Below are 13066 nucleotides of genomic sequence, written 5' to 3'. Positions count from 1 at the left end.
TGTATTAACAAATTGTTAAAGAAATTAGAATATTAACCCAATTTATTGACGTTTTAACAATATTTAACTACTTGGGTAGTTAATCTTTAAAAAAAGCCGTACTTTTGCAGGCTAAAATCTAAGGTGTAAGAAATTACCCCGAAATTTTGTAAAATAATGAAACAAAGTCATTTACGCGTTACCGTTTTACTGCTCGTTGCGTTTTTTGTTGCAACAGGTTTCTCGTTTAACAAACGAATGGACCTTTCTCATTACAGATTAAATGGCATGGAACTTTGCTTTAATGTTCCCAATGAATTTGATCTTATTGAATTGAGAACATCACCTGTTTCCTACAACTTATTTTTAGGAAAAACTTATGTGGGTTTTAAGGAAGCTCTGGGCTTTAAAGAATCGAGAGGTGATTATGCTATCATAAACCAATTTGGTTATATGGGTAAGTATCAGTTTGCAAAAGCAACTTTGCAAATGATAGGGATTAAAAATTCGGAAAATTTTCTTGAAGACACCTATATGCAGGAAAAGGCTTTTGAAGCCTATACTTCTCGCAACAAATGGATCTTGCGCAAGGATATTAAGCGATATAAAGGTCGTACAATTGGTGGTGTATATATTACCGAATCGGGAATTTTGGCTGCTGCTCATTTAGCAGGCGCCGGTAATGTGAAAAAATTCTTGAGAAGTGAAGGCGCTGAAGGTTTTGCCGATGCAAATGGCACTTCAATACGCTATTATCTTAAGAAATTTTCGGGATACGATACCTCCTTTATAAAGGCAAACAAAAAAGCCAGGGCGATATAAAAAATTTTATTTCTGAATAATAAACAAGGTGGGTCTTTTATTAAGATCCACCTTTATTTTTTTCCAGAGGGCAATGGTTGTTGTTTTTATAAATTCAGTTGGCAACGTTATATCACAGGCAATACACAGTCTTGTGTCGTCATGCAATACCGCTGTTAGACTTTCCAACATCTGATTGTTTCGGTAGGGAGTTTCAATAAAAAGCTGAGATTGATTACTTTCCGAGGATAGTTTTTCCAATCGTTTTATTTCGTCCTTCCTGTCCCGTTTATCAATAGGAAGATAACCGTTGAATGCAAAATTCTGCCCGTTAAATCCGCTGGCCATCATGGCCATTAAAATGGATGAAGGTCCAACCAATGGTACAACTTTAATACCATTTAAGTGTGCCTGTTCCACTACGGATGCTCCGGGATCGGCAATACCGGGACATCCCGCGTCCGATATCACGCCCACATCATAGCCTTCGAAGCAGGGGCTTAACATGGCCGGAATTTCTTCCGTATTGGTGAATTTATTTATAAGCTGAAAATGTAAACCGGGTTGCGACTTTTTCGGAACAATACTTTTTATAAAATGTCTGGCACTTTTTTCATGCTCAACAATATAATGGTCTATATGTTCCACCGCCTTTATTACCAATAATGGCAGTACTTCAAATGGAGAAGTGTCACCGAGCGTACAAGGTATTAGATAGAGATTACCCTTTTTAAGCTTCATTGAAACACATTAATTGATCACCAATTTCTTAATGCTCAACGCACCGCTTTCGGTGGTAACTTTTACCAAATATATTCCCGGAGAGTATCCCGAGGTTGAAATATTTTTTTCTGAAGTATTGCTATTATTTTCAGAATAAAGAACACTTCCTTTCAAATCCATAATTTCAATAGAAATAATTTTATCTTCCGCTGTACTGAAGGTAACGTTATCAGTAGCCGGATTGGGAAACATTACTATGGATGCTTCGTCAAAATCGGTTGTGCCTATTATTACTGTTGTTCCATCCACTTTATAAATGCTGCCACCAATGTCCACAATATACATTTGTTCATTACTATCAACTCCAAATGACACCCAGGAACCGTTAAAGCTCCCGTGATTTATCAAATTATCTGTTGCCAGATCATAGGTAAAAATCCTTCCGCTACACACATCTGCAAAATAGTAAATTCCATATTCGTCCGGCCAGTCCGGACTTCTATTAACTCGTCCGCCGGTCACCGAGCAGTTGCCGCTTCCGGTTCCGGATGAATATTCGGTAACAGGAAAGGTTAGTAAACCAGGATCCGGACATCCTGCGGTGTTGTAAGGAACAGAGCCTTCATAGCATCGCCATCCGTAATTGAGACCCGCCTCAGTTAAACCGGCATGATCTATTTCTTCAACATCTCCCTGACCCACATCTCCAATCCATATATCACCGTTGAGACTGTCAAATGAAAATCGCCATGGATTTCGCAATCCATAGGCCCAAATTTCTTCGGCATCATTAATACTTCCTTCAAAAGGATTGTCGGCCGGAATACCGTAATTGTTTGGAGCTTCAGGATTATCAACATCGAGACGCAATAATTTTCCCAACAGCAATGTGGTGTTTTGTGCTCTGTTTCCGGGATCACCTCCGCTTCCTCCATCACCGCTGGCGATGTATAAATAGCCGTCGGGACCAAAGGCAATACCACCTCCATTGTGATTGCTGAAAGGCTGTTCATAATCGATTATAGTTAGTTCGGAGCCTGATAATGCGATATCAGGATCTGCCGGATCTACCGAATATCTGGCGATACGCGTATCTCCATTTGTTTTTGTATAATTCACATAGAAATAACCGTTGTTGGCATAATTGGGATGAAAGGCCAAGCCCAACAGTCCTTGTTCACTTCCGTTGGAAACCAAGATTGAGATATCTAAAAAAAGAGTAGGGTTGGTGGTTCCGTCGGGATTTAAAATCTTAATTCGTCCTCCTTGTTCTACTACAAATAGACGTTCATCACCGGCATTTTGCAAATCGACGGGAGAGTTAAATCCGTTTGCAAAAAGATTAAGCTCAACTGTCTGGGATTGAAGAGTAGCAATAAAGAACAGGCATACTAGGTAAGGGATATATTTTTTCATGGCATTTTTTTGGTAACTACTAAGGTACTGAAAACCCCTCAATAATAAAACTATAACCGCTGAGCTATTTTCTCACAGGCATCGTTTAACATCTGGAAGACATTTTCAAAGCCGAAGTCTCCTCCGTAGTAGGGGTCGGGGACATCCACATTCTCACCCGGAAAAATTTCATCGAGTATGAGCTGTACTTTTTGTTTTTCAGTTTCGTTTTGAGCCAATTGAATCACATCCCTAAAATTCGAGTTGTCCATCACAAAAATATGATCGTAGATTTCGAAATCGTAGGTAGAAAATTTTTTACCGCGCTGGTCTGTAATATCCAAACCGTGTTTTTTTGCAATTGAAATGCTACGGGGATCGGGGAGTTCTCCCACATGCCAACCACCTGTACCGGCGGAGGCTACTTCCACTTTATTCGAATCTACCTTCGATTTTAAAATACCTTCGGCCAATGGCGACCTGCAAATATTTCCGAGGCAAACCATTAAAACTTTAGTTTTCATGAAAAGTAAATCTTGAAGAAAATATACGGTAAAAGGAAATTATAGGGTCAGTTTTTTATTGAGATCCTCTACGTATTTCCTGAATTGTTTATCGGTACTTGACAGATTATCTACTGTTTTACAAGCATGCAGCACGGTTGCGTGGTCGCGTTGCCCAATCTGTGACCCGATAGAAGCCAAGGAAGCCTTGGTCAATTTTTTGGCGAAAAACATGGCCAATTGCCTGGCTTGCACAATATGGCGCTTTCTGGTTTTCGACTGCAATGTGTCTACATCCATCTGGAAGTATTCACTCACTACCTTCTGAATGTAATCGATAGACACCTCACGTTTTGTATGCTTTACGTAATTGTCTACGATCTTTTTGGCAAGATCGATAGTGATTTCTCTTTTGTTGAAGGAGGAATGGGCAATTAATGAAATAATAGCACCTTCCAACTCACGTATATTTGTTTTGATATTGTTTGCTAAAAACTCTACGATATCTTCGGGCATTTCGACACCGTCCCGATATAATTTATTTTTAATAATAGCAACACGCGTATCGTAATCGGGGTGATTCAATTCGGCCGAAAGTCCCCATTTAAAACGAGATAATAGGCGTTGCTCAATATCTATCATATCAACAGGAGCTTTGTCACTCGTTAGGATAACCTGCTTCCCGTTTTGGTGTAAATGATTAAAAATATGAAAGAAGACATCCTGAGTTCCTGCCTTTCCCGAAAGCAGTTGGATATCGTCCACAATAAGTACGTCTATTATTTGATAGAAGTGTATAAAGTCATTCCGATTGTTCTTTTTAACCGATTCGATATACTGTTGCGTAAATTTTTCGGCAGAAATATATAAAACTGTTTTTTCGGGATATTTATCTTTTATTTCAACACCAATGGCGTGCGCCAAATGTGTTTTCCCCAATCCAACACCTCCAAAAACCAACAGTGGATTAAAAGATGTACCTCCGGGTTTATTGGCAACGGCCATTCCTGCAGATCGTGCCAAGCGATTGGACTCGCCTTCCAGAAAGTTGTCGAAATTGTAATTGGGGTTGAGCTGTGATTCTATTTTTACATTCCGTATTCCGGGAATGACAAAGGGATTTTTAAGCTCCGGACTTTTATTTTTTAACGGTACATCAACCTCTTGAGATTGCACCTGACTTCTATTCGAACTCGGAATTTTCTCGGTAAAGGGTTGTTTGTTACCGTAGGTATTTTCCATTTTGATAACGTACACTAATTTTGCTGTAGTACCTAATTCTTTGGTAAGGGCAACCTTCAATAATTTCACATAATGTTCTTCCAACCATTCGTAAAAAAACTTGCTGGGAACTTGAATACTAAGAGCATTATCTGTAAGTTTTACTGCTTTGATAGGCTCGAACCAGGTTTTATATGCTTGCGAAGTGATGTTATCTTCTATAAAGGACAAACAATTTTTCCAAACCGATTCCGCAGTTTTGCTCATAAGAGAATTTTGAAGTATTAGTTAGTTAAATGATACTAATAAAAATGGAGAAAAAGTGTTTCCTCTAACATTTTATTAACATTGCAAATATGTGAACAAATAACTGAAAAAAAAAATAGAAAGGGTATTGAATTTGTAGTTTTTTTTTTCGCATACTGTACCTACTTCAAAGCTACAAAAAAAGTTCCCCTTTAAATACTAAAAATTTGAAAAAAAATCTTACAAAATTAAGAGTTCGTTACGGAGAAACCGATCAAATGGGTATAGTTTATTACGGAAATTACGCTCAATTTTTAGAACAGGGAAGAACTGAATGGCTGCGTGAATTGGGGTTTTCCTACAAATGGATGGAGGAGAATAATATACATTTACCTGTGGTAAATTTAAACATAGACTATAAGGCTCCTGCTTATTACGACGATATATTACTGATAACCACTAAGTTAAGGAAAATTCCTACATTTAAAATTGAGTTTGACTATGAAATCCACAATGCAGCAGACCAACTTTTAATTACTGCCTCCACCACTTTGGTATTCGTAAACAGTGCTACTAAGAAGTTGCAAAAGGCACCCGATTATTTGTTGAAGAAACTGGAAGATTAGTTAAACTAAATTTCAATTTTTTTGATGCCCACCTTAAAGATATTTTCAAAGAGTTGAAAAATGCGTTCCGAATCCTTTTTTCGAACAGAAATAACCAGTTCACAATCCAGATTCATTGTTTGAGAAGTAACCAAAAGATTTTCATCTTTTACAATACGCATGACGGTATTAATTTCGGGATAGTCAAATTTCAATAAAAATTCCTCATCGATCGTTCTTTCCACAATTCTTGAAGCTTCCAATGCCATTTGAGCAGCTGTTTTATACGCCTGAATCAAGCCGCCTACTCCTAACTTCGTTCCGCCAAAATAACGCACTACCACAACCAGCACGTTGGTAACATCGAACGACTGCAGCTGACCGTAAATTGGCATTCCCGCACTGTTTGAAGGCTCCCCGTCATCATTGGCTCTATAGCTCTCATACTCTTTTCCCAATTGCCATGCATAACACCAATGGCGCGCATTGTAATGTGCTTTTTTTAGATTTTCTAAATACTCCTTTATTTGGTCTTCGGTGGTAACAGGATAGGCAACCCCAAAAAACTTACTCCCCCTGTCTTTAAACAAGACTTCTTTACCGGGCTTTGTTATAGTTTTGTACGTGTCTTTTTCTATATCCATTAAAGTCCGGATAAGGTTACCAAAAAGATACTGAGCACCGCTAACAGAATTCCTATCCAATTTTTTGGAAGTAATTTTTCCTTGAAAAGTAAAATGCCTACTAGGGTAGAAATCATAACTATTGCAACATTGTTGACTGTAAATATGCCTGAACTATCCAGCAAATCGCTTCGCAATGCTTTTACCAAAAAGTAAACCGAAAAGTAATTAGGAATCCCCAAAACGATTCCCCCTATCACATTTTTTAGCTGAAGCTTTAGCTTTCCGCGGAGCGCTAGAAAAACGAGAATAAGTATTCCTATAATTGCAGCCGAACCAAATACCGTAGCTGAAAATATTGGGACATCATTTTCGGCAACAAACGAATTCTCCAGGTATTTGATACTCGTATCAATGATCCCGCTTCCCACAAAAACCAGTAATGGAAAAATTAAATTACTCCGCTTAATTACCAGCCCGTCCTTCGATTTAATAGAAGCAAGATAAACTGCGAGCAAAGCACATACAATTCCAACAAATTTTAAAAGTCCCAGGCTTTCTTTGTAGTAAAGTAATCCGAAAACAATAGGTATCACCAAACTCATTTTGGTAGCGACCGAAACCACCGAAAGTCCGCTGCGCTGAGTGGTGATAGCCATAAGGTTAAACACCGTGATAAACAAAGCCCCTAAAGCAGCAGTATAATAAAACCATGGGAGGGTCGTGATTTCAGAAAAGTGTATCGGGTTTTTATAAGCTATCAAGCCACAGGTGCAGGCAACCACATAATTGACCACGATGGCCTGCATGATATTTACATTGTACCTGCTGAAAAGTTTAAAGACTGTAAAAATTACAACAGAAGCTAAAATGCTTAGGACTAAATAAATCACCGGCGTGTAGGTTTAAAGTGTTGTAAGGTATCGTTACCTATTTTTTCTTCTGAAATCAGGCTACCTGAAATCATCGGAGCTGTAACTCCTTCTCCAAATTTCACATTTCCCGTAAAGACAAAGGCTTCATCCCAGCAGTTGGCATCTAAAAATGTTTGAAGCGTTTCCGCACCCCCTTCCACAATCACAGATTGTATCTTATGTTTATAAAGCACATCACAAATTTGATTTAAAATCCCTTCGGAAAAATCTATGGTCTCGTAGTATAAAGTTTCGTTGTTGACATGCGACTGCTCTGTGAGGACGATGGTTTTTGTACTTCCGTCAAAAACTGAAGCGGTTTTCGGAATTTGTAAGTTTCGGTCCAATACAACGCGAACAGGGGATGGACCCGTCCATTCACGCGTAGTTAAACTCGGATTATCCCGCAACACGGTAGTTGTTCCAACCAATATGGATTGTTCTTCGGCCCGCATTTTATGTACTCTTTGTCTTGAATTGTTGTTTGTAATCCAAACCGGTTCCTTTTCTTCAGAACGATTTGCTTCAGAAGGGGCTATCAATCCATCTTGAGTCTGTGCCCATTTCAAAAAAATATAAGGGCGGTGTTGTTGATGATAGGTAAAAAATCGTTTGTTTAGCTCATCACATGCTTCTTCCAAAACGCCAACCACCACATCGCATCCTGCAGCGATTAATTTTTTTATTCCGCTGCCGGCGACTTTCGGATTGGGATCGGTACTGCCAATAACAACCTGCTTGATACCACTGGAAATAATCAAATCGGCACAAGGTGGGGTTTTTCCAAAGTGACTGCAAGGCTCCAGAGAAACGTATAAAACGGCATCCCTCAATAGGTCTTTATTTACAACACTTGTAATTGCATTTACCTCGGCGTGCGGTAAACCTGCCTTGTAATGCCAGCCTTCGCCAATAATTTGATTGTCATAAACCACAACACAGCCTACCATCGGATTGGGATACGTACTTCCAAGTCCGTTAGCAGCCAATTGCAGGCAGCGTTTCATATATTTTTCGTGTAGATTCAAACGTCAGTTATGTTCCTTTTTGCAAAGCTTTTTTTTGAACAGTTGTTGATATGTTAGTTGCAATTTCAGAATTTAAAATTCTACCTTTACAAAGAAATAATTTAATTTCTGAATTTTCGTTTCGCATCGCAAAAATACAAGTAAATAGTTAGATGAGCAGCCCAATAATTAGACCCATTGAAAAAAAGGATAATGTGCAAATTGCCAAAATTATCCGCTCTGTTTTGGAAGATTTCGGAGTGCCGAAAATAGGTTCTGCCTATGCCGATGTATCCCTAAATGCCATGTACGAAAATTACGATGTACCGGGTGCTGCTTATTTTGTTTTGGAAGAAAACGGCAGGCTAATTGGTGGTGGCGGCGTAGCCCAACTTGCTAATTACGACGGGAAAGTATGCGAATTGCAAAAAATGTACTTTCTTCCTGAGGCTCGAGGCAGGGGAATGGGAACCAAGATGATCGATACCTGCTTACAAGCGGCGCAGGATTTGGGCTACGAACATTGTTATTTAGAAACGATGTCCTATATGGAAGCTGCACAGAAATTATATAAAAAGTACGGTTTCGAATATTTGGAAGGCGCAATGGGTGATACGGGACATTATGCCTGCGGGGTTCATATGATTAAAACACTATAACTAGAATCCAACAACCTGCCCGTACCGAACTTGTTCGGGCGGGTCTAACAATCCAACAATTTAAAAATCTAACCATCCAGTCATTGACTATTTCAGACTTAAAAAACGATTTTCTACAAAAACTTTCGGGACTATACTCCGAAGAGGAGCTACAGTCTTTTTTTGTCTTATTATCGGAAGCTTTTCTGAAATTAACCCGGTTAGAAATTGCTTTGGAAGGGACAAAAACAGTTTCCGAAGAAGCCAATTTGAAGTTTTCCGAAGCAATACATCGCCTCAAGAATCATGAACCCGTTCAATACATTCTGGGGGAAACCGAATTTTACGGAATGGTTTTCAAGGTAAATAAGAATACCCTAATTCCACGCCCGGAAACTGAAGAATTGGTTGCATGGATTCTGGCTACCGTTGAAACTCAAAAACTGAAACCAAAATCCATTTTGGATATTGGAACGGGTTCGGGATGCATTGCAATAGCTTTGGCTAAACACCTGCCGGAAAGCACTATTTCGGCATTGGATATTTCTTCAGAAGCACTTCAAACGGCGCAGCAAAACGCTTTTGACAATCAGGTTGAAGTAGATTTTTTTCAGCGGGACATACTGCAAGCAACAAACGAAGCACACAAATATGACTTTATAGTTTCCAATCCGCCGTATGTACGTGAACTTGAAAAGGGGGAAATGCAACCCAATGTTTTACAATACGAGCCTAAAACGGCCTTATATGTACCTAATGAAGACCCTTTACTTTTTTACCGCCATATTGCACGCTTTGCAAAAAAGTCTTTAAGGCCCAAAGGATTCCTTTTCTTGGAGATTAATGAGTATCTTAGTGAGGAAATGATGTCACTTTTGAAGCTGGAAGGTTTTGTAGAAGTTGAATTGAAAAAAGACATTTTTGAAAAGTATCGTATGATTAAAGCTACACTCAATGCCTAAACTTAATAAAATATGTGTTTTCTGCGGAAGCAGTGACGGAAATGACCAGAAAATTACCGATATGGCGATATCACTCGGCACTCTTTTCGCACGGGAGAACATCACCCTGGTATATGGGGCTGCTAAAATTGGAGTGATGGGGACGCTGGCAAAGTCCGTTCTTGAAGGAAACGGTAATGTAATTGGAGTAATTCCGGGGTTTTTAAAGAAAAAGGAAGTCGTCCACTTAGGACTTACAAAACTTATCACTACAAAAAACATGCACGAACGCAAATTGAAGATGCACGAATTGTGTGACGGATTTATTGCCTTGCCCGGCGGAATTGGTACTCTGGAAGAACTTTTTGAGATGCTAACCTGGTTGCAATTGGGGCTGCATACCAAACCAATTGGGTTATTAAATTGCAACGGTTTTTACAACGATTTGTTACAACTACTGGAAACCATGGTGCGAAAAGGATTTGTATCCATGGAAAATTATGAATTGCTACAGGTGGATAATACGGTATCCGGATTACTTCAAAAAATGACCGACTTTAAAGCTCCCAACATTCCTAATTGGTTAAATGAAGACCGTACGTAAACTTCAATACTTATAACAAGAATCTAATAAATTTAATACATGATCACACGAGTAATGAGTCGTGATCATTGAGTACTCCGTATATACTATAGTTACGTTAGTTCTTTAATAGCGATCTATTTGCAATAAAAATAAGTTTCAATTTTGAAGCCTTATTGTATTTCATCGAAAAGTAAACTGCATCTGGGGTTTCATTTATTTTAAATTGTACATTGAACAACTATTAACATCTAACTTAATAAAAATGATAACTAAAAAACTACTTATTATTATGTTTTTGGCCGTGTTTTCATGGACAATTCATGCGCAGGAAAATGTGGTAGCTAAGGCTGTATATTCTGGGACCGTCTCCTCGGTAGAATATGTAACTCCAATGCTATCAAGACTTAATGATCTTACACCATCTGATAATTCAGAAAAGGAAGCAAAAGATAAAAGGTCAATCGCCAATCAAATCGTTTCGGGTCAAGATCCCCAGACCGAAAATGATTTTTTTGTTCGAAACCGAAACGAAATGGAACAAAGCGTTCGTATGGCACCTGCAAGTCTCGTTTTTGATGCGTATACTTCGGGTTCTCAGCCTACCGATCCATCACTAGCAGTGGGACCAAATCATGTTATGGTGGTTTTTAATACCGGATTTGCTATTTATGATAAATCGGGTAATCAATTATTAGGGCAAACATCTCCCAATCCTGCAATTTTTCCATCGGGCGGTTGTTGCGATTTAACAGCTTCTTACGATAATGCAGCCGACAGATGGGTGCTTACTTTTTTAGGAAGTGGCGCTCAAATAGCTGTGTCGGATGGACCAAATCCCTTAACAGCCGGTTGGTATGTTTATAATATCGCTGCAATTCAAGATTATCAAAAGCTTTCGGTTTGGAGTGATGGCTATTATATTACTGAAAACACTAGCGGCTCAAACAAAGTATGGGCATTGGAACGATCTGCAATGTTAGCGGGAAGTCCAAGTGCGAAAATTCAAGGATTTAATCTCCCTGGACTTGTTACAAGTGGATTTTTTAGTCCGCAAGTATTAAACGTTACAGATGACAATTTACCAGCAGCTGGGGGTGCCACAGTGATTTACATGCAGGACAATGCGTGGAATGGAGTAACTACAGATCATATTAAGCTATGGACAATCAATGTAGATTGGGCAAATACATCCAATTCGACAATATCGTCGGCCCAACAAATTACTACTACTCCCTTTATAAGTGTCTTTGACAATGGAAGTTTTTCCAATTTAAGACAGCCTGGCAGTGGAAGACCCATAAATGTGGACGCCCTACAAGCAACCATTATGAATCAAGCGCAATTCAGAAAATTTGCCACTCATAATTCGGCCGTGTTTAATTTTGTAGTCGATACAGACGCTAGTTCTGAAGAACTCGCCGGAATACGTTGGTATGAATTCCGTCAAAGCAGTGATAATCAGCCCTGGTCTTTGTATCAGGAAGGAACCTATACAGCTCCCGATGGAAGACATGCATGGCATGCAAGTTTGGCAATGGACGGCCAAGGAAATATTGGAATGGGTTATACTTCTATGTCAGGACCAACAACACCATCAACCGTTTATATAAGTTCTTATTTTACAGGAAGATTAAGCACAGATCCGCTGGGAACTATGACCGGCGCGGAAGAGCTTATTTCTAACGGAACCGGAAAAATTCCGGGAACACGTTATGGTGACTATAGTAAGATAGATGTGGACCCGTCTGATGATAGTACTTTTTGGTTTATAAATGAATATTATAAAAGTGGAAGAAAAGGAGTAGTTGGAGTCTTCCAAATTGAAGCCGGACCGGCCGATACACAGCCTCCTTCAACACCAACTAATTTAACGGCCAGTAACATCACTGCCTCGGGAGCTACATTATCATGGAACGCTTCTACAGATAACGTAGGTGTAGATCACTATAATATATCAATTAATGGAAGTGTCGTAGGAACCTCTGCTACTACTAGCTTTAATGTTAGCGGACTTGCTCCCTTAACTCAATATAGTGCTTCGGTAAATGCACAGGATGCTGCGGGCAACACTTCAGGAAGTGCAAATACAACATTTACGACCATAGCAGGAGGTGGTGGGAACCCCGGAGAAATTGCTGCCTACTATTTTGAAACCGGATTAGATGGATGGATAGATGGAGGTAACGATTGTGCCAGACAGCAATCTTCAAACTCGTATGAAGGTTCCTATTCGATTCGTCTTAGAGATGGTTCTTCAACGTCAAATGCAGTTTCGCCTAGCTTGAATCTTTCTGGAAACACTCAGGTTTCAATAGAATTTCACACAAATTCAAGTGGAATGGAAAATGGAAAATCCTTTTTTGTTGAATTTTTTGACGGAACTTCCTACCAGACTATTGGTCAATACATAAGTGGAACTCATTTCACCAATGGGACATTTTTTAATGGAAACATCACGTTAAACTCCGGTTCCTATAGTTTTAATTCAAATAACCGAATAAGATTTAGAAATGCCGGAACATCCAATAACGATCAACTTTGGTTCGATCAGGTAATTATAACCGGTGATAATGCATTGGCTGGATCAAATGAACCCGCCAATAGAGATGTTGTAAAGTCGTTTGCTGAAAATGCAAGTGAGGCCATAAAATTACACCCAAACCCAACAACATCTAATTTAACAATCGAAATGCTGGATATGAAATTTGATGAGATTATAGTGTTTTCATCACTCGGAACCGTTATTAAAACAATCGATCCTGATTCGGATAATTTAACAATCGACGTGTCCAACTTAGCTTCAGGAATGTACTTTGTACGATTTGTTTCTGAAGGTTTGGCAGTGACAAAACGATTTATCAAAGAGTAAATTTTTATTTTATAA

The 13066-nt window shown here is 39.0% G+C and carries 13 protein-coding genes; 6 read left to right on the top strand and 7 right to left on the bottom strand.

Annotation, left to right across the window (positions count from 1 at the left end):
• Positions 1 to 156: 156 nt before the first annotated feature.
• Positions 157 to 801, top strand: coding sequence for a peptidoglycan-binding protein LysM (locus ATE92_RS00130; protein ID WP_100801774.1), 645 nt, complete (start codon positions 157 to 159; stop codon positions 799 to 801).
• Between the two features lie 6 nt (positions 802 to 807).
• Here the strand turns inward: ATE92_RS00130 and ATE92_RS00125 are convergent, their stop codons facing one another.
• From ATE92_RS00125 to dnaA, 4 genes are read right to left on the bottom strand one after another with little or no spacing between them, the layout of a single operon-like run.
• Positions 808 to 1521: an SAM-dependent methyltransferase gene (locus ATE92_RS00125; RefSeq protein ID WP_100801773.1), complete on the bottom strand. Its 714-nt coding sequence runs from the start codon at positions 1519 to 1521 to the stop codon at positions 808 to 810.
• A 9-nt stretch (positions 1522 to 1530) separates the two neighbouring features.
• Positions 1531 to 2919 carry a PQQ-dependent sugar dehydrogenase gene (locus ATE92_RS00120; protein WP_100801772.1) on the bottom strand — a complete coding sequence of 463 codons (1389 nt, stop codon included), beginning with the start codon at positions 2917 to 2919 and terminating at the stop codon, positions 1531 to 1533.
• A gap of 50 nt (positions 2920 to 2969) precedes the next feature.
• The gene (locus ATE92_RS00115) at positions 2970 to 3422 is read right to left on the bottom strand and encodes a low molecular weight protein-tyrosine-phosphatase (RefSeq protein WP_100801771.1); all 453 of its coding nucleotides are present in this window, start codon (positions 3420 to 3422) and stop codon (positions 2970 to 2972) included.
• A 39-nt stretch (positions 3423 to 3461) separates the two neighbouring features.
• Positions 3462 to 4889, bottom strand: a complete 1428-nt coding sequence (gene dnaA, locus ATE92_RS00110) for a chromosomal replication initiator protein DnaA (RefSeq protein ID WP_100801770.1) — start codon at positions 4887 to 4889, stop codon at positions 3462 to 3464.
• Between the two features lie 206 nt (positions 4890 to 5095).
• On the opposite strand from dnaA, the gene ATE92_RS00105 reads away from it, so the two are divergent.
• Positions 5096 to 5494: a thioesterase family protein gene (locus ATE92_RS00105; RefSeq protein ID WP_100801769.1), complete on the top strand. Its 399-nt coding sequence runs from the start codon at positions 5096 to 5098 to the stop codon at positions 5492 to 5494.
• Between the two features lie 5 nt (positions 5495 to 5499).
• Here the strand turns inward: ATE92_RS00105 and ATE92_RS00100 are convergent, their stop codons facing one another.
• The 3 genes from ATE92_RS00100 to ribD are packed head-to-tail and all read right to left on the bottom strand — an operon-like array spanning position 5500 to position 8038.
• On the bottom strand, positions 5500 to 6117 hold the full coding sequence (locus tag ATE92_RS00100; RefSeq protein WP_100801768.1) for a YigZ family protein: 618 nt from the start codon (positions 6115 to 6117) through the stop codon (positions 5500 to 5502).
• A complete protein-coding gene (locus tag ATE92_RS00095) occupies positions 6117 to 6989 on the bottom strand; it encodes a DMT family transporter (protein WP_100801767.1) in 873 nt (290 codons plus the stop codon). The genes ATE92_RS00100 and ATE92_RS00095 overlap by 1 nt, the downstream gene beginning before the upstream one ends.
• Complete coding sequence (gene ribD / locus ATE92_RS00090) at positions 6986 to 8038, bottom strand: bifunctional diaminohydroxyphosphoribosylaminopyrimidine deaminase/5-amino-6-(5-phosphoribosylamino)uracil reductase RibD (protein ID WP_198515576.1); 1053 nt, start codon at positions 8036 to 8038, stop codon at positions 6986 to 6988. Before ribD ends, ATE92_RS00095 begins: the two co-directional genes overlap by 4 nt.
• Before the next feature lie 152 nt (positions 8039 to 8190).
• On the opposite strand from ribD, the gene ATE92_RS00085 reads away from it, so the two are divergent.
• The 4 genes from ATE92_RS00085 (at position 8191) to ATE92_RS00070 (ending at position 13051) form a co-directional block, all read left to right on the top strand.
• Positions 8191 to 8676 (top strand): GNAT family N-acetyltransferase, encoded by a 486-nt coding sequence (locus ATE92_RS00085; RefSeq protein WP_100801765.1) that lies wholly within the window; start codon positions 8191 to 8193, stop codon positions 8674 to 8676.
• 83 nt (positions 8677 to 8759) lie between these two features.
• Positions 8760 to 9617 (top strand): peptide chain release factor N(5)-glutamine methyltransferase, encoded by an 858-nt coding sequence (prmC, locus tag ATE92_RS00080; protein ID WP_100801764.1) that lies wholly within the window; start codon positions 8760 to 8762, stop codon positions 9615 to 9617.
• On the top strand, positions 9610 to 10200 hold the full coding sequence (locus ATE92_RS00075) for a TIGR00730 family Rossman fold protein (RefSeq protein ID WP_100801763.1): 591 nt from the start codon (positions 9610 to 9612) through the stop codon (positions 10198 to 10200). Before prmC ends, ATE92_RS00075 begins: the two co-directional genes overlap by 8 nt.
• Before the next feature lie 244 nt (positions 10201 to 10444).
• Positions 10445 to 13051 carry a T9SS type A sorting domain-containing protein gene (locus ATE92_RS00070; protein WP_100801762.1) on the top strand — a complete coding sequence of 869 codons (2607 nt, stop codon included), beginning with the start codon at positions 10445 to 10447 and terminating at the stop codon, positions 13049 to 13051.
• Positions 13052 to 13066: the final 15 nt, after the last annotated feature.

The sequence above is a fragment of the Ulvibacter sp. MAR_2010_11 genome (genome assembly GCF_002813135.1).
Taxonomy (GTDB): domain Bacteria; phylum Bacteroidota; class Bacteroidia; order Flavobacteriales; family Flavobacteriaceae; genus Altibacter.
Note: the sequence above shows the minus strand (reverse complement) of the source record. Positions and strands in the feature narration are given on the sequence as shown.